Below are 17,973 nucleotides of genomic sequence, written 5' to 3'. Positions count from 1 at the left end.
GGGATCTCTGGGACCGCCTTCTCCCGCTGATCCCTCGACCGCAGGCATGCGGATTAAGCTGATGTCGCGGGGCCGCCCAGCTCTGGGGCAGGTGCGGCGGCGCGGTTGCGGTCATCCCGCCCGGCCCCACGCCGGAACACCACCCGACCCCAGAACTGCACCGGCGCCGCCCTACGACGTGGATCGAGGGGTCGCCACGAGAAGGTGCTGCGCATGCTTCAAAAATCAATCACATGCTTACGGACTTGCCTTCACATTGATGTGAAGGTGTAAGGGTGGGCTGAGCATCACTGCCCCGTCGCGTGACGGGCCGGCGGTACCCATCCGCTGGTTGACCACTACCGAACTGGAGATCTCCGTGACTGTTGCAGACCTCTTCGAGCCGCTCCCGCTTTTGCATGGTCCCGCGATGCGAAACCGGTTCATGATGGCGCCGCTGACAAGTCAGCAGAGCGAGCCCTCTGGGTTTTTGTCAAAGTTCGACAAAGACTGGATGCGACAGCTTGGCCAGGGCGGCTACGGGCTGGTCCAGACGGGCGCGACGATTGTCGAGGCCAGTGGAATTGCGTGCGCTCGACAGCCGGGAATCTTCAGTGACAAGCACCTGCCAGGACTGACGGAGGTAGCTGACTCAATTCGCGAGGGCGGCGGCTTGTCGGCGGTTCAGCTTCACCACGCGGGGCATCGCGCGAATCCGTACTTCGGAGGGGTGCCCTCGCCCGCCTCCAACCGCACGTTGCCCGGCATCGCCGCGTTGTCGACAGCAGAGGTGGAGCGCATCCGTGACAGCTTCATCGCGGGTGCGAAGAGGGCCGAGAGGGCCGGATTCGACGGCGTCGCGGTCCACGGCGCCTTCGGATGGATCCTGTCGGAGTTCATGTCCCCGATGCTGAACGACCGGACGGACAAGTACGGGGGCAGTCTGGAGAACCGCGCACGTTTCACCATCGAGGTGATCGAGGGAATCCGTCGGGAGTGCGGACCTGATTTCCAGATCGGATGGCGCCTGTCGATCGAGCGGTATGGCCTGCGCATCGAGGAGCTTCGGGAGATGACCGCGGAGATCCTCGATCGGGAGTTGATCGACTACCTGGATCTCGCCCTGTGGGACTACAACCAGATCGTCCACGAGGGTGCGTTCCGAGGCCAGACGATGCTGAGCGTCTTCACCGATCTGCCACGGAAGGGAGTGCGCCTGGGCGCAGCAGGCCGCATCAGGAGTGCCGAGCGCGCCGGTCGGCTGCTGGACGAAGGATGCGACTTCGTGCTGATCGGACGGGCCGGCATCCTGGAGCGGAACTGCCCCGTCCTGGTGGAGTCGGACTTCGAGCACGAAAGTCCGGCCCTCCCCGTCCCCGCGGACTTCCTGCGGAGCGGTGGACTGAGCGAGCGTTTCATCAGCCATCTTCGCGGCTGGGGCGACTTCGTCCGACCCGGTAGCCGCTGAGCAGCGGACTGACCGTACGCGGAGGGAAGGGAGCGCGGCAATGGAACTGAGCTGGCTCGGGGAGACCCTGCACTACACCGACGAAGGCTCCACCGGCGACGCGATCCTGTTCCTCCACGGTCTGGGCGGCAGCGCGAACAATTGGCTGCACCAGCGCCGAGCCTTTGCGGAGCATCACCGCGTGATCACCCTGGACCTCCCCGGCCACGGGCGATCCACGGGCACGAAAGTCCCGTTCAGGCAGTACGCGGATGCCGCTCAGGCCGTACTCGACCACCTTCGGGTGAACGAAGTGTCGGTCGTAGGGTTGGCGATGGGTGCCAGAGTGGGGATCACGCTCGCGGCACGATCGCCACGCCGTGTCAGGCGCCTGACCATCGTAAACGGGTACTTGGAACTTCCGCCGCGCGAGCACGAACGACGCGTCGAGCTCTACGATCTGCTCCTGCGTCAGGGTGGCGTTCGCGAATGGGCCCAGCTGCTGCTCAAGGGGATGGGAGTCTCCGGACACGCCGGGATAGCGCGTGGCTTTCTGGCATCGGCAGATCGCATCGATCCCGCACACGTGAATGCCATCTTCCACCAGGTTGACGAAGCCGATCAGGTGGAGGAGTTCCGTGGACTGGTCGTCCCCGTGCAGCTGATCGTCGGAGAGCGAGATCGCCTCGTCCCCTCCTCATCCACCGAGCAGTTGGCCGCGCTCGCCGGGAACGCAACGATCACCCGCCTCCCCGAGAGCGGACATCTTCCCTACCTGGAGGATCCGGCAACGTTCAATCGCACGCTCGAGGACTTCATGCACCGCCAGACGGCGCCATCGGGCGGCACGTCCTGGGACACCCGGGCGAGCCAGTAATCCAGAGCACGGGGTTTCCGCGTCAACACGCGGACACGCCACCGCAGTCGGTCTCCTTCTACCGCGATCCACGAACGAAGCGAGATGGCTTTGCTGGCGGCGGCAGCCGGTGAGCCACAGCAGACGCACTCACCCAAGGCGCTCGGCGCAGATCAATACCCCTCACTCATCCGATAATTGCGTCACAATAATTCCAAATGTGGCATTTGTGAGAAGATTTTACGATCGATAGATCGGATCTTTTGCATGCACGGCCATTGCCTCTCCCTCGCAGCCTCATTAATTTATGAATTAATCCGTGCGCCTCGCCTGAGGGGATCCATCCGTGCTTCCTGCCTCCCGCCGTGACTTCCTCCGTCTCACCGGTGCCGCCGGGAGCGGCATTGCCCTCGGCAGCACCGCTCCGCCCGGCTCGGCATCGGCGGCCGTCACCGCCCCAAACACGGGAACCGCCCCACGTACGGGAGTCGCGCACGTCGACCCGCTGACGGGTGCGCTCACTACCTCGGCCGACACGGCGTGCGGCAAGACCTTCCCCGGTGCGGTGAGGCCCTTCGGACTTGTCCAGCTCAGCCCCGATACCGTCAGCGGCGGCGACAACGGCAGCGGGTACTCCGCCGACATGACGACCATCGAGGGCTTCAGCTTCCTCCACCTGAGCGGCATCGGCTGCTACGGCGACCTGGGACAGGTCCAGGTCATGCCGCAGACCGGCGCCCTAGTCACCGGCCGTGACGCGGCGAAGAGCCCCTTCGTCAAGGAAGAAGAGGTTGCCGAAGCCGGCTACTACGCCGCTGAGTTGAGCCGCTACGCGGTCCGAGCGGAGTTGACCTCCGCGGAGCGTGCTGGTTTCCTCCGCTTCACCTTCCACGAGGCCGGCACCGGCAGGATCAAGGTCGACCTCTCCCGGCGGATCGGCTTCGACGGCACCCACACCGTCACCCAGGATCTGCGGCTGACCGACGATCACACCGTGGAGGGCACACTCACCAACGACCGTTCCGGGGGCGGCTGGATCTGCGGCAACGGCCCTGAGTACAGCGTGCACTTCTCGATGCGCTTCCGGGAACCGGTGCGCACCTTCGGCGTATGGAACGGTGACCGGGTCGACCGTGAGGCCCGCGCGCAGCAGAGCACCGGAGACAGTGCGGGATTCTTCGTAGAGTTCCCCGTCACCGCCGGACAGCAGGTCCTCCTCAAGGCCGGCGTCTCCTTCAACGGAGTGGCGGGCGCTCGCGCCAACCTGGCGGCGGACTTGCCCGGCTGGGACTTCGACGCGGTACGTGCCGCGGCGCGGCGGACCTGGGCGACGGCGCTCGGACGCGTGGAAGCCACCGGCGGAACGGCTGAGCAGCGCGAGATTTTCTCCTCCGCTCTCTACCACACCATGATCGACCCTCGCGTCTTCGACGACACAGACAACGACGGCTCGGGCGGCGGGACCATCCCCAGCGGCGCCACCGGAGACGGCAGGTCGGCGCCCCTACCCGGCCGTGCCACCTTCCGCCGGCGTACGGTCTTCAGCGGCTGGGACGTCTTTCGCGCCCAGTTCCCGCTGCTGACCATCATCGACGAGTCCGTCGTCAGCGATACCGTCAACTCTCTTTTGGAGCTGACCGCCTCGGGCATGGTCAAGGGGCTCGCACGCTGGGAACTGCTCGGGACCGACACGGACACCATGGTCGGCGACCCGGCCGTCAACGTGATCGCCGAGGCGTACGTCAAGGGGGTCCGGGGCTTCGACCACGACCAGGCCTACCGGTTGTGCCGGGAGGTGGCGCTCGGTCCCCCCGAACGCTCCAACCGCAACGACTTCGACAACTGGACCCGACTGGGCTGGTGTGTGGACACCAGCTTGTCGAAGACTCTGGAGAACAGCTACTCCGACTACGCCCTCGCCCGGTTCGCGCTGGCCAAGGGTCACCACGAGGACTCCCGGCTCCTTCAGCGGACGTCGCGCAACTACCGCAACCTCTTCAACGACGAGGTCGGCTGGTTCCGGGGCCGCAGGGCGGACGGCACGTGGATGGGCGACAACGAGGGCTGCGTGGAATCCAATCCCGCACAGCAGGGCTGGTTCGTTCCGCACGACGTGCCGGGTCTGATCGACCTGATGGGGGGCCGGCAGAACTTCGTCGAACGGCTCGATGCGCTGTTCCAGCAGACACCGCCCGAGGACATGATGCGGTGGAACAACGCCTACAACCACTCCAACGAACCGGTCCACCACCTGCCGTTCCTGTTCGTGTACGCCGGCGCGCCCTGGCTCACCCAGAAGTGGTCCCGGTTCGTGTGTCAACACGCCTACGCCACAGGTCCGGCCGGCCTGGCTGGCAACGACGACTGCGGGCAGATGTCCGCGTGGTACGTGATGGCCGCCTCCGGCTTCTATCCGGTCGCGCCCGCGAGCGGCGTCTACGCGCTCGGCAGCCCGCTGTTCGACGAGGTCGTCTACCGCACCAGCCGAGGCACCCGCTTCACGATCCACGCGCGGCACAACTCCGCGGACAACCTGTACGTGCAGTCGGCCGAGCTCAACGGCAGGCCGCTGCGGCGTGCGTGGCTGCGCCACGAGGAGATCACCGCCGGCGGCCGCCTGGCCCTCACCATGGGACCGCAGCCGAACAAGCGGTGGGGCGCCGCGCCCGAGCTTGCACCCCCCAGCGGACTGTGAGACCGGCCGCCCGGCTCCCGTCGGCCGTCCGACCGGACCTCACAACTCACAACTGTCCCCGAAATGCCTGCCCGCCGAAAGGGATCGGTTCCATGCCTGCTTCCACACGCCGTGACTTCCTTCGCTTGACCGGTGCCGCCGGTGGCGGTCTCGCCGCCTTCGGCGCGCTGCCCGCGTTCACGGCGCACGCCGATCCAGCGCGCCCTTCCCACGTGGACACTGTTCCGGAGACCGAGGCCACCACCCTCTGGTACCGACAACCGGCACACGAGTCGCACATAATCCAGGAAGGGCTTCCCGTGGGGAACGGCAGACTGGGTGCCCTCGTCGGCTGTGACCCGGAGGACGACTTCCTCTACATCACCGACGGCTCCTTCTGGACGGGCGGACGCAACGACACCCTCACCGATGACGGACAACTTCCCTACGGCCCCGACGACTTCGGCAGCTTCGGACTGCTGGCCAAACTCCGCATCGCACTGACAGGCCACACCGCACAGGAGACGAGCGAGTACCGACGCACACTCGACCTGAGCAACGGTGTGCTCACCGCGACCTACCAGCACCGTGGATCGCGGTTCCGCCGGGAGATCTACGCTAGCCACCCCGACGACGTCATCGTGATCCACCTCTCGGGAGGCGGCACCCACACTGGCGTGATCTCGCTGGAAGGCACTCACGGCGAGGACACGTGGGCAAACGGCAAACAGCTGTCCTTCGCGGCGAAACTGAAGAACGGCCTGCGGTACGCGGCAGCGGTGACGGCGGTAAGCCAGACCGGAACCATCCGGACGGAAGGCGGAAAGCTGTCGTTCTCCGGGTGCCGCGAGCTGCTTATCACCGTCTGCGCGGGCACCGACTACTCCCCCGACGCAGGCGAGGACTTCCGGGACCCCGCCGTAGACCCGCTCGCAGTAGCCCGTACGAAGGTCTCCGCAGCGGCGAAGGTGCCAGGCGCCGCCCTCCTCGCCACCCATGTGGCCGACTACCGGCGCCTCTACGACCGCTTCTCGATCAATCTGGGCAGGTCTTCCCAGGTGCAGCGGTCGCTGGACTCGTGGTCGCGGATAGCCGTCCGACACACCGACGCCTCCACCCCGGATCCTGAACTGGAAGCCGCGTACGTGCAGTACGGCCGATACCTGACCATCACCGGGTCCAGGGACTGGCTACCCATGAACCTGCAGGGACTGTGGATCCACAACAACAACCCCGACTGGTACGCCGATTACCATACCGACATCAACGTCCAGATGAACTACTGGCTCGCCGATCCCGCGGGGCTGGGCGACAACACGCAGGCGCTCGCCCGCTACTGCAGGTCACAGCTGCCCGTCTGGACCGATGTGACCCGGCGGCTCTACAACAACCCCAACAACCGCTTCCGCAACACCTCGGGCAAGATCGCCGGTTGGGCGATCGCCTTCTCCACCAACATCCACGGCGGCAGCGGCTGGGCCTGGCACCCCTCGGGTAATGCCTGGCTCTGTGCCACGCTGTGGCGACACTACGAATACACGCAGGACCGTGCGTACCTGGAGACGATCTATCCGGTGCTGAAGGGGGCGGCCGAGTTCTGGAAGTCACGACTGATCACCACAGAGGTCACCGACTCGAACGGGTCATCCCGCGAAGTCCTCATCGACGACACCTCCTGGTCGCCGGAGCATGGACCGGACGGCAAGGGAAACACCTACGCACAGGAACTGGCGTGGGAGCTCTTCCGTGAATTCGCCGTCGCGGCCCGCGAACTGAAGCGCGACACGGACCTCGCGGCGGAGCTGGAAGCGATGCAGGCTCGCCTCTACCTTCCCCGGGTCAGCCCGAAAACCGGCTGGCTGGAGGAGTGGATGAGCCCGGAGAACCTCGGAGAAACCACGCATCGTCACCTCTCACCCCTGATCGGCTTCTACCCCGGCGACCGCATCTCCGTGGACACGAGTTCGCCCCAACTGGTCAAGGGCGTGGAAGAGTTGCTGAAAGCCAGAGGAATGGACAGCTTCGGCTGGGCCTGCGCCTGGCGGTCCCTGTGCTGGTCACGGCTGAAGGACGCGGAGAAGGCCTATCAGCTCTACCTCACCGTGCTGCGCCCCTCGATGAACAACGGCAACGGCACCTCGGCGAACTGGTTCGACATGTACAGCCAGGGCAGCTACACGATCTTCCAGATCGACGCCAACCTCGGTGGCCCGACCGCCGCGCTGGAGATGCTCCTGTATTCGCGGCCAGGTGTCATCGAACTGCTGCCGGCACTGCCGGAGGCATGGTCCTCCGAGGGCTCCATCACCGGGATGGGCGCGCGCGGCGGGTTCACGGTGGACTTCTCCTGGAAGAACGGCAAAGCGACCGCGGCGACGATCCGCAGTGTCGGTGGCACACAGACCGAACTGCGGGCGGGGACGGTCCGCAAGAAGATCTCGTTGAGGGCCGGAGAGTCCGTCAAGGTCGGGCTGCGCTGAGCAACCGGCCGCCGCGGAACCCTCCTTGTGCCGGTCCACCGCAGCGCGCGGCGGTGGACCGGCACCACCCGGCAGTGGGCCTCTGTCGCGCGGTCACGTCGCGGGCCGTCCCCGTCACGGTACGACACGCCCTCGCCTGCCTGGCTACCTGCGCAGGGCCGCCGCGTACGTGCGGGCCATGAAGTCGATGACCTTGGTCCGCCGGGCGTCGGCCGCGTCGTCCCCGTACAGCATGAGGGTCCCGTGGGCCTCGCCGTCCACCACGACGAACTGCTTCTCCTTGGCCGGGGAGGCGTCGTAGACCTCGCGGAGCTGCTTCTCGTGTCGGCCTTGCATGTCATCCTGCGCGACCATGAAGAGGGAGGGCTGCTCGATCTTCTTCACAGCGGAGACGGCGTCACCGTCACAGCGTGCGGGTGACGACAGGAGCAGCAACCCGACGACGGGAATGCCGCTCCTGACGCCCTCGACGACGGCGGTGGTGCCGCCGCACGATGCTCCGGCCAGGAACACGTGGCTGGCGTGCAGGGTCTTAAGCTCGTCGAAGGCCGCCCTCATGTCCAATGGGCTGGAGGTCTCCGCCGCCTCGGACGCCACGTAGCCGCGGAACTCTGGGAGGATCACGCGGTATCCGCGCGCAGCCATCTCCTCGGCGAGATCGAGGAAGTTGCATATCTGTCCGCCGTACTGGTGGCCGAAGTACACGACGTTGGTGCCCTTGCCGAGGATCAGGGTGGAGAGGTGTTTGCCGTCCTTCGTGGTGAGCGTCCTGACGCTGTTCCACAAACGCTTAGGTACACACTTGTTCACCAGCTGACCGGTGGCGGTTCGGGCGGTCAGCGGGGGGTCGGCCGGCTTGTAGGAGGCGGGGCTCTGTGGTGCCAACGGCTCGTCCGCAGGAGGTTCGGCGGGCGTCGAAGCCGGCTTGGACGGGGACGGGGCCGCAGCGCCCTGAGTCTGTGAGGAGGCGCTCGCCGGTGTGGGGCTTGAGGCGCAGCCGCCCAGTGCCGCAACGGTGGCGGCCGCCAGTGCTAGGACACCTGTGCGCCGCAGGAATGAGAAGGATGGGGTGGGCAAGGACGCTCCCGATCGTTTGAGGGCGGGTGGGGGTCTGTTCGCGCCGGCCGACGTGGACGTCCTAGGTCCTCGCGCTCGCGGGCGGTACGGGGCGAGGTCCTCGACACGGTTCTGGAACGTCAGCGGGATATCGGGCTGCACCGGGCCGTCCCCGCCGACCGGGGCCGAGTACGCACCCGATTGCTCACGGAACGGTGGCGCACAAATGTGAGGAACATGTCATGCGGAAGTCGGCAGGAGGTCAGCGTCCCAGTCCCGGGGACTGACCCTGCGTGCCTCTGTCTATTCTCGGCAGGGTGTGCGCATACGTCATGGTCGCGGAGGACGACGCGAAACAGGCCCGTCTCGCCCGGATCTACCTGGAGAGCGAGGGGCATCGCGTGGTGGTCGCGCGCGATGGCCGTGAGGCGCTGGACCACATCCGCCGGGCGGCACCCGACCTCCTGGTCCTAGACCTGATGATGCCGAGGGTGGACGGTCTCGACGTCGTGCGCATCCTGCGCGCCGAGGACCACGAGCTGCCGGTGCTGATGCTCACCGCGCGGTCCACGGAGGACGACCTGCTTCTCGGGCTGGACCTCGGAGCCGACGACTACCTCACCAAGCCCTACAGCCCGCGCGAGCTGGCGGCCAGGGTCCGCACACTGCTGCGCCGTACCCACCGTCGGACCGCACCCGACGCCGACGCCGCGGTGCTCACCGTCGGCGCGGTGACCCTCGACCCGCTTCGGCACACGGCGACGATCGACGGACGCCAGGTGGACTTCACGTCCGCGGAGTTCCGGCTCCTGTGCGCGATGGCCGCCCAGCCGGAGCGCGTGTTCAGCCGCGGCCAGCTCCTCGAGGAACTGCACGGCATCGACCGCTTCGTCTCGAGCCGAACCGTCGACACGCACATAATGAACCTGCGCAAGAAGATCGAGACATCGCCGGGACGACCTAGCCGGCTGATCACGGTGTACGGCGTGGGCTACAAACTCACTGCAGGGACCTGCCATGGATGACAGCCGTCCCACGCGGGGAAGGTGGCGACGTGCCGCCCGGCGCACGGGTCTCCGCGGACTTCTGGTACGGCTGCTGACAGTCTCCGCCCTCGTCGCCGTCTGTTCGGTCTCGGCCACCGCATGGATCGCCGTCCGGACGACCTCTGGAGCGATCAAGAAGCAGCAAGGGCAGCTCCTCGCCGACGACACCCTGCTGCTGGACACGCTGACCGGTTACGCGGCCACGCATGCGAACTGGGACGGCGTCGCACCCGTCGTACGCAACCTGGCGCACCGGACGGGCCGCCGGGTCGCCCTCACCACCCAGAACGGTGCCCTGATCGCAGACAGCTCACCGCAGTCGGGGGCCCTGCCTGAGCAGGCGTGGGCGATCGTAGACCCCCTCTCCGTCAACCGGGCCGATCCCATCGACCCCCGGGCCACCGGTCCGTTCCGGCTGACCTGGCGGGAGCGCAGGACCCTGGAGGGCTATGCCCTCCATCAGGTCGAGTGCCTACGCAGCCAGGGAGTGGAGACCTCCGTGACGCACACCCCGAGTGGCCGCCCCATCATCCGCACCTTCACTGCCTCGAACGACGATTCCGCAACGGTCTGCGACAGCGGCCGGCTGGAGCGCCCCACCCCTACGGAACGCATCGCATTGCGACGCCTCGACTCGCTGGTCAACGCCTGTCTCCAGCACACCGGGCTCACAGCCGTGGAGGTGCTTCCCGACTTTTCCTGGCGTCAGGCGCCGACCGAGCCGGGGCCGGCCCGTGAGGGCGGCGCCCGGCAGATCCAGCCCTGCATCACCGAAGGTCGCAAGAGCCTGCTGCGCTCGTCTGTGTCACCGTCGGCCCGGCTGTTCTTCGCCTCGCCGGCGACCACCTCGCAGCGGTTCCAGCCGTCGGGCACCAATCTCGCGCGCGTCGCCGGTGCCGCCGGCCTCGTGCTTGTCCTCACGTTCGGCGTCAGTGCCCTCGCCGCCACGCGCCTCGTCCGCCCTCTGCACGCGCTCACCGCCGCGGCACAACGGCTCAAGGACGGGGACGACACGGTACGTGTTCCCGTCACCACGAGCGATGAGATCGGGCGGCTGACCGAGACGTTCAACGACATGGCCGCCCACCGCAGCCGGCTGGAGCACGAGCGCCGGGCCATGGTCGGTGACGTCGCCCATGAGTTGCGTACCCCTCTGAGCAACATCCGCGGCTGGCTGGAGGCCGCCCAGGACGGACACACCCCGGCGGACGAGGCGTTCCTCAGCTCCCTGCACGAGGAGGCGATCCTGCTCCAGCACGTCATCGACGACCTGCAAGACCTCGCCGCAGCGGAGGCGGGGCGGCTGCGCCTGCATCCGGAGCAGTTTGAAGCGGGTGAGCTGATCACCCAGATCGCCACAGCCCACCGGGCTCAGGCCGACGCCGCGGGTGTCCGCCTCACCGCGACCGCGCCAGCCGAGCGTTGGCTCCACGGCGATCCCGTCCGGCTACGGCAGGCCGTGGGCAACCTGGTCTCCAACGCGGTCCGCCATACCCCGCCGGGCGGCTCGGTTGACGTGCAGCTCATGATCACCGCCGACGCCGCGGTGATCGAGGTGGCGGACACGGGTACGGGGATATCGCCGCAGGACCTGCCCCGCGTGTTTGACCGCTTCTGGCGTGCCGACAAGTCACGCAGCCGCGACACCGGCGGCAGCGGGCTGGGGCTGGCGATCGTGCGGAAGCTGACGGAGGCGCACGGTGGCAACGTCGCCGTACGCAGCGAGGTCGGCGTCGGTACGACATTCACGTTGCGCCTGCCTGATGCAACCGTCGAGCAACGGACGGTCCAGGGATCCGGTGCCTAAGCGCCTACCCGCCGCCGACATCACTTCGGAACGAACGTGGAGACCTCTACCGGCACGGCCGGGCCCAGAGGGTGCGTCTCGCCGTTCAGGACGGGGTTCAATGAGGTGTCGCCGGTGAGGTACCGCTGGAAAAATGCCGTGGCGTACGTCGCGAGGGCATGGCGCTGGGTGGTCTCGGACAGTTGGGGGATGTCGGTGGTGTCATCGGCGTCACTGACACAGGTGCCGGCCGGGCCGTCGTGCCACGCGTCGTCCGCCGCGCCCGCCACTCCGCTGCTTGGGGACCAGCGTGTGTTGAAGAAGTTGTGGTTCCCGCCGCCCAGGTGGACGGTGCGGACGACGGCGCGCTGATCCGGCCGTGCGACCGCTTTCTTGTAGAAGTAGTCGCCCTCGGAGATGCTGCTGAACCCTCCTCGGTCACAGGTGCCGAAGGTGTCCATGAACGGGATGTCCGGGGCGGGGAGGTACTGATCAGGTGTCCCGTCACCGAGGATCGCCGAGGCGAGCGGCAGAACTGCCTTGATCCTGACCCCGTCCGGCCAGTCCTTGCGGTGCGTCGCGGAAGAGTGCCACTGGACGGCTGCGCCTCCCCGCGAGTGCCCGATCGTGCCGATGTCCTTCATGTCGAGCCGCCCGCGGAAGTCGACAGAGACGGGCTGCCGTGTCCCCGGGCGGGTGAACTTACCGGCGAGGGGACCGGTTCCCCGTTCGGCGAGCTGTGCCCACATCTCGAGGTGCCGGTTGACGAGAGCGGCGCGTGCACTCATGTCGTCGTTTCCGAACAGTCCGGCGGCGTTGACGCCGTCTGCGCTGACGGACACGGTGACGATGCCCTGCCTGGCCAGGCGCTCGCCGAGGTAGTCGTAGCCGCGGTAACTCGCCAGCGGGGCGACGCCGTCCCGGCACGGCCACTGGTTGAGGTAGCCGACCTGCCTGACGGTCTCGTCCTCGTCGCCGGCCTCCTGTGCCTTCTGTAGGGCGGCCCACGCCTGTCGGTCGTCGCAGGAGTTCGCCAGTCCGTGCAGAATGACCACAACCGGGTGCCTGCCGGTGCCTAGAGAGTTGGGATAGTGCACAATCCCGGTCAGTTCGGAGGAAGCTCCTTCGGATCCCGGGATGGCGAAGGCCTGGTCGCCCAGGTGGTATTCGGCACTGCTGACAACGGCGGTCGGCGCTTCCACCGCGGTGGTGTGTGTGGGTACCCCGGCCGCCGATAGCTGGGTGGCGGAGGCGGCGCCGGCGGGTGCGAGAAGCGTCGCGCCCGCGAGCAGGGCGGCGGCCGACGACCAGAGGCTGGTGCGGGAGCCAGCTCGCGAGTGGTGTGCACGGTGGGCAGGCATACGGTCCCTTTTCGATGAGGCATGGAGTCTCGTACGGCGGGACCGGCTGGTCGGGAGCCCGGGCCGATCCGCGGCGGAGTGAGTATGCGGGAGGAATGTCAGCGACCTGTTTGCCTCCTGTCGGCTCTCCCTGACCTGGCGCGCGGGTAACCGTTGACATGCCGAGCGCGCGTTTTCATACTGGTCTGACCACTAGATGACCCGATAGATAACAGCCAGCGCACGCGAAAATTGAGACATATCCGCCCTGGTGCGTCCGGATGTGAGGCAGACGCGCAGTGCGGCGGAATTGGCCCGGAACCCGCCCTCCGCGGAGCCCGGCTCCGGGCTCGTCCGGCGGCCTCGGCCACGGCGCGCTCGGCGACGAGGGAACCGAGTGAACCGGAAGGCCACGTCACGAGATGCAGTCGCCCTTGACCGACGGGCGCATTCCAATGGCATCAGCACGCCTCCAGCGAATCGACCGCAAGGCAGGACAGAGGTGGAGATGGGTTCTTCATTCATTCGGAGCCACGACTTGTGGTCAGAGGAGCAGCAGGAGGCCGCGGAGCGCCTTGTCACGCAGGTCGTCGAGCAGAAACTGCGCCAGGTGCGACTCAGCTGGAGTGATCAGCATGGCATTCTGCGAGGCAAGACCTTGGAGGTGAATCACTTCTTGTCGGTGCTCCGCCACGGCAAGGACTTCCAGACGGCGACACTGATCTTCGACACGACGAACCATCCCGTCGTACCCCCCTTCGGTGCCAACGCGCTCGGGGATCCTCGGATGACGGGTTTGCCCGACGGCGTCCTGGTCCCGGATCCGACGACCTTCACCCTGCTTCCGTGGCTCGACCGGACCGGTTGGATTCTCGCGAACATGCACTACCGGACCGGAGAACTCGTTCCGTTCGACACTCGAGGAATTCTGCAGACGCAGCTCGGTCAGCTCGCGGACGACGGATACTCCTACGTCGCCGGCATCGAGATGGAGTTCTACCTCACTCGAATCGAGGATCCTCGCCTGTCCTTCGAGGACTGCGGTCAGCCCCCAGCGCCGCCCACGGTCCGCGCGGTCTCGCACGGATACCAGTACCTCACCGAAATGCGAGGTGATGAGATCGGCGACATTCTCGACGTGTTGCGTGACAACATCGTCGCCCTCGGAATGCCCCTAGCGACCGTCGAGGATGAATGGGGGCCGGGCCAGTGCGAAGTCACCTTCGAACCGCTGCCGGGTCTCGAGGCGGCCGACACGGTCGTCCTGCTGCGCAGTGCGGTCAAGCAGCTGTGCCGGCGCAACGGCTACCACGCCACCTTCATGTCCCGACCGGCCTTCCCCAACGCATTCTCGAGCGGTTGGCACCTCCACCAGTCGCTGGCCACGGCAGACGCCAGCAACAGCTTCGCAGGCGACGAGGAAAACGCCCTGTCCCCGACCGGCACCCACTTCATGGCCGGCCTGCTCGCGCACGCCCGTGCTTGTTCCCTGCTTACCACCCCCACCATCAACGGCTATAAGCGCTACCGGCCCGACTCCTTCGCCCCGAACCGGGTGACCTGGGCCGAGGAGAACCGCGGCGCCCTAGTCAGAGTGGCCGGCGGACCCGGCGACGCCAGCACCCATCTGGAGAACCGGGTGGGCGAACCGGCCGCCAACCCCTACCTCTACCTGGCCTCGCAGATCATCAGTGGCCGCGACGGCCTGCACAACAAGCTCTCCCCAGGGCCGTCGGCCGACGAGCCCTATCTCGCCGACGCGCCCTCGCTGCCCGCCAGCCTGGAGCAGGCTATCCCGATGTTCCAGCAGAGCGAACTGCTGCGCCGCGAGCTCGGAGCCCCATTCGTGGACTACCTCGCATTGGTCAAGCAGCACGAGGTGAACCGCTTCAACGCAGCTGTGACTGATTGGGAGCAGCGTGAGTACTTCGAGGTCTACTGACACGCGCAACGGCGGCCTCGACGCCCCCGGGCTGTCGGTGCTGGCCAGTATCCGCATCCCCGACCCCGATCCCCGTACGACGCTGACCGTGGCGGGAGCGCAGCTCGGCGGTCCGTGGCTGGACACCGACGCCCGGATGAAGCGGCTCGTTCATGCCGCGGAACGCGCCGCAGCCGAAGGCGCGCAGTTGCTCGGGACCCCGGAGACGTACCTCTCCGGCTATCCGTTCTGGCTCACTCGCACCCACGGGGCCCGGTTCGACGATGCGGAACAGAAGGCTTGCTACGCCGCCTACCTCGACAACGCCATCGAGGTGGGCGGGCCCGAACACCGCGAACTCGAGCAACTGGCCGCCGACCTCTCCCTCACTCTCGTGGTCGGGGTGAGCGAGCGAGGACGGGGGACTGCCAGCGGCTCCGTCTTCTGCAGCATCCTCACCGTGCACCCCGAGGAAGGCCTGGTAGGACACCATCGCAAACTCGTACCCACCTATGACGAACGCCTGGTGTGGGCACAAGGTGACGGGGCCGGACTTCGCACCCACGCGGTAGGCCCGGCACGAGTAGGAGCGCTGAACTGCTGGGAGAACTGGATGCCGCAGGCCCGGCACGCCCTGTACTGCGACGGTGAACAGGTGCACGTCGGCTCGTGGCCCGGCGCAAGCAGGATCAGTGCCGACGTCACACGATTCACCGCACAGGAGGGCCGCGTATTCGCCATGGCGGTCTCCGGCGTTCTTCGGCCGGACGACGTACCCGACAGCTTCCCTCTCGCTGCCGACATTCGTGCCAACTCCGAGGCGATGCCCTTCGACGGAGGCTCGTGCGTCGCTGCACCGGACGGAACCTGGGTGGTGCCGCCGGTGGTCGGTGCCGAGGGCCTGATCGTGGCGGACCTGGACCTTGGCTGGATCTCCCGGGAGCGCCTCAACTTTGACCCGACAGGGCACTACAGCCGGCCTGACGTCTTCGGCGTCACCGTGGACCGCCGGCGCCATGAGGCCGGCCTCTTCATCGACGGGGGACCCACCGCGCCCAGGGGCACGGACGCGGGGACAGGAGGTGATCCGTGATGCGTACTGACGGAAGGGTCCTGGTCCTGCAGCACCAGGACGACGACCCGCCGGGCAACCTCGCTCTGTGGCTGGACGACGAGGGCATCGCGTGGCAGTTGGTCGACGTTGCCACCGATGAGCTGCCGCGGCCTGCACGGTACCGGGCGCTCGTCGTCCTCGGGAGCCAGGAGTCCGTCCTCGATCCGGTCGCGCCCTGGGCATTGCCGGAGCGCGCGTTCGTTCGTGCGCAAACCGAGGTGGGCACCCCGGTGCTCGGTATCTGCTACGGGGCCCAGTTGCTGTCCCAAGTACTCGGTGGTGCGGTGCACCGTTCCTCCCAACCGGAACACGGCTGGACCGACATCACGCCCGTACACCCGGAGTCACCCTTCGCGGAGGCTGTTCGAGGGTGCTGGTTCGAGTGGCACGAGGACGAGATCTCGCTCCCACCGCGGGCGACCCTCATTGCCCAAAACCAGCATGCCCAGGCATTCGGCCATGGTCGTCATCTCGGGGTGCAGTTCCATCCCGAGATCACGTCCGAGCTGATTCATGCATGGATCACGTCAGAGCGATGGCAACGAAGGGTCGCAGAAGTCCGGGGCGGGACCGAACAGATTCTCGAGGCAACCCACAAACGGCACCGGAGCGCCGAACAGGCCGCTCGACGCCTCTACCGCGCATTTCTGGACTGCGCGGACGGCTAAGCAGGATCGCTGCCGTCCGGGGTGCCGCTGGAGCGAGCGTCACTCAGGACGGCGGTATCGTCAGACCAGCAGAACACCGTCTGCGCCAGACGATCGAAGCTCACCAAGGAGGGTCATGACCGCCGATCGGCGAGACCTCGCGCCCATGCGTCCAGTCGATCGCAAACCTCTCTACGAGCAGGTCAGTGATCGCCTCCGGGAATTCATCGACGTCCATCAACTGCAACCCGGCGACCGGTTGATGAGCGAGCGGGAACTTGCCCAGCAACTGAACGTGGGACGGTCCTCGGTCCGGGAGGCGATCACCGCACTGCGCGCCCGCGGCATGGTGGAAGTCCGGCACGGCGACGGGATCTACCTGCTGGAACGCTCCGACGACCTGCTCGACTCCCTGGCCGCCGAGCTGGTGCAGACCCACCTCGATCACCCTGCGATATGGGAGACACGTCAAGCCCTGGAGACGCAGTGCGCGAGACTCGCGGCGATCCGGGCCACGGACGACGACATCGCGGAACTGCAGGGCGCGATGGTCCAGATGCAGGCCGAGATCGAGAACGGTGACGCAGGACTGGGGGGAGACCGGCGGTTCCATGCCGGCGTCGCCCGTGCCTCACACAACCCGATCCTGATCCGGCTGTTGGAGAGCATGCACAAGGCCCTGGACCGGACTTCGGAGACGTCTCTGACCCGTGCCGGTCAACCTGCCAAGTCACTGCGTGACCATCGGGCGATCATCGACGCCATCGAGGCCCGCAAGCCGGCGGAAGCCGCGGAAGAGATGTTGCGGCACTTGGTCACCACCACCGACGCCCTCATCGAGGACGGACAGCTTCAGCAAGCTGACTGAGCGCGCGCGTCCTTCTGGGCGGGGCCTGCGGCGCCCCCACCCCCTCACTTCCCCAGCCGACCGATGCTCCTGGCCAGTTCCTCCAGTTCCGAGGGCGTCGCAGACCAGATGGTGCGCACGTGCTCGGTGACGACCTCGGCGGGCCAGTCCCACCAGGCGATGCGCAGCATGCGGTCGATGTCCTCGTCGGGCAGCCGCTTCTTGATCTGCTTCGCGGGATTCCCGCCGACCACGGTATAGGGGGCCACATCGCTCGTGACCAGGGAACGGGCTCCGATGACCGCGCCGTCGCCGATGGTGACACCGGGCATGATGACGGCCTCCCGTCCGACCCAGACGTCGTTGCCTATAAGGATGTCGCCCTTGGTGGGCAGTGAGGGCAGCAGGTCCGCCGTCTTCTCGAGCCAAGATCCACCGAAGATGAAGAACGGGTACGAAGTGGTACCCCCGGGCATGTGGTAGTCCGTTCCCGGCGACATGATGAACTTCGTGCCCATCGCCAGGCAGCAGAACTTGCCTATGACCAGGCGTTCCGGGCCATACGCGTAGAGAACGTTGTTGTCCTCGAAGCCTGCGGCGTCCTCGGTGTCGTTGTAGTAGGTGAATTCACCGACCTCGATCCTGGGGGACTTGATGAGCGGCTTGAGGAAGACGGTGACGTCCTCGGCCGCCTCGACGAGTCCCGGACGTCGCTCGCTCTTGATCATGCCGGGAATGCGCGCGTTCGCGGGGTCAGGGTATGTGGTCATACTGCTCCGT

13 protein-coding genes are annotated in these 17,973 nt (G+C 67.0%); 10 read left to right on the top strand and 3 right to left on the bottom strand.

The genetic code is table 11. The annotated features are described in order from the left end of the window. Positions 1-331: 331 nt before the first annotated feature. The 4 genes from ACZ4O3_RS42980 (at position 332) to ACZ4O3_RS42965 (ending at position 7,436) form a co-directional block, all read left to right on the top strand. Positions 332-1,447, top strand: coding sequence for an NADH:flavin oxidoreductase (locus tag ACZ4O3_RS42980; protein WP_467727843.1), 1,116 nt, complete (start codon positions 332-334; stop codon positions 1,445-1,447). A gap of 40 nt (positions 1,448-1,487) precedes the next feature. Further along, positions 1,488-2,303: an alpha/beta fold hydrolase gene (locus ACZ4O3_RS42975; protein WP_467727842.1), complete on the top strand. Its 816-nt coding sequence runs from the start codon at positions 1,488-1,490 to the stop codon at positions 2,301-2,303. Positions 2,304-2,628: 325 nt separating this feature from the next. Beyond that, positions 2,629-4,977 (top strand): GH92 family glycosyl hydrolase, encoded by a 2,349-nt coding sequence (locus tag ACZ4O3_RS42970; protein ID WP_467727841.1) that lies wholly within the window; start codon positions 2,629-2,631, stop codon positions 4,975-4,977. Positions 4,978-5,069: 92 nt separating this feature from the next. Further along, entirely contained in the window at positions 5,070-7,436 is a 2,367-nt protein-coding gene (locus tag ACZ4O3_RS42965; protein ID WP_467727839.1) for a glycosyl hydrolase family 95 catalytic domain-containing protein, read from the top strand. Positions 7,437-7,580: 144 nt separating this feature from the next. Here the strand turns inward: ACZ4O3_RS42965 and ACZ4O3_RS42960 are convergent, their stop codons facing one another. Further along, positions 7,581-8,222, bottom strand: a complete 642-nt coding sequence (locus ACZ4O3_RS42960; protein ID WP_385002146.1) for an alpha/beta hydrolase family protein — start codon at positions 8,220-8,222, stop codon at positions 7,581-7,583. 587 nt (positions 8,223-8,809) lie between these two features. Here ACZ4O3_RS42960 and ACZ4O3_RS42955 point away from each other — a divergent pair. Next, positions 8,810-9,517: a response regulator transcription factor gene (locus ACZ4O3_RS42955; RefSeq protein ID WP_385002149.1), complete on the top strand. Its 708-nt coding sequence runs from the start codon at positions 8,810-8,812 to the stop codon at positions 9,515-9,517. After that, complete coding sequence (locus ACZ4O3_RS42950) at positions 9,510-11,345, top strand: HAMP domain-containing sensor histidine kinase (protein WP_467727837.1); 1,836 nt, start codon at positions 9,510-9,512, stop codon at positions 11,343-11,345. Before ACZ4O3_RS42955 ends, ACZ4O3_RS42950 begins: the two co-directional genes overlap by 8 nt. A gap of 20 nt (positions 11,346-11,365) precedes the next feature. Here the strand turns inward: ACZ4O3_RS42950 and ACZ4O3_RS42945 are convergent, their stop codons facing one another. Next, on the bottom strand, positions 11,366-12,685 hold the full coding sequence (locus ACZ4O3_RS42945) for an alpha/beta hydrolase (protein WP_467727836.1): 1,320 nt from the start codon (positions 12,683-12,685) through the stop codon (positions 11,366-11,368). 487 nt (positions 12,686-13,172) lie between these two features. On the opposite strand from ACZ4O3_RS42945, the gene ACZ4O3_RS42940 reads away from it, so the two are divergent. The 4 genes from ACZ4O3_RS42940 (at position 13,173) to ACZ4O3_RS42925 (ending at position 17,214) form a co-directional block, all read left to right on the top strand. Continuing rightward, the gene (locus ACZ4O3_RS42940; protein ID WP_467727848.1) at positions 13,173-14,606 is read left to right on the top strand and encodes a glutamine synthetase family protein; all 1,434 of its coding nucleotides are present in this window, start codon (positions 13,173-13,175) and stop codon (positions 14,604-14,606) included. Further along, positions 14,584-15,678, top strand: a complete 1,095-nt coding sequence (locus ACZ4O3_RS42935) for a carbon-nitrogen hydrolase family protein (protein ID WP_385002161.1) — start codon at positions 14,584-14,586, stop codon at positions 15,676-15,678. The genes ACZ4O3_RS42940 and ACZ4O3_RS42935 overlap by 23 nt, the downstream gene beginning before the upstream one ends. After that, positions 15,678-16,367, top strand: a complete 690-nt coding sequence (locus ACZ4O3_RS42930) for a type 1 glutamine amidotransferase (protein WP_385002223.1) — start codon at positions 15,678-15,680, stop codon at positions 16,365-16,367. The genes ACZ4O3_RS42935 and ACZ4O3_RS42930 overlap by 1 nt, the downstream gene beginning before the upstream one ends. 115 nt (positions 16,368-16,482) lie before the next feature. After that, complete coding sequence (locus tag ACZ4O3_RS42925) at positions 16,483-17,214, top strand: FadR/GntR family transcriptional regulator (RefSeq protein WP_467727833.1); 732 nt, start codon at positions 16,483-16,485, stop codon at positions 17,212-17,214. Positions 17,215-17,258: 44 nt separating this feature from the next. On the opposite strand, the gene ACZ4O3_RS42920 is transcribed toward ACZ4O3_RS42925, so the two are convergent. Beyond that, the gene (locus ACZ4O3_RS42920) at positions 17,259-17,963 is read right to left on the bottom strand and encodes a CatB-related O-acetyltransferase (RefSeq protein WP_467727832.1); all 705 of its coding nucleotides are present in this window, start codon (positions 17,961-17,963) and stop codon (positions 17,259-17,261) included. Between the last annotated feature and the right edge of the window lie 10 nt (positions 17,964-17,973).

The organism is Streptomyces sp. NPDC026515 (assembly GCF_055567595.1).
Note: the sequence above shows the minus strand (reverse complement) of the source record. Positions and strands in the feature narration are given on the sequence as shown.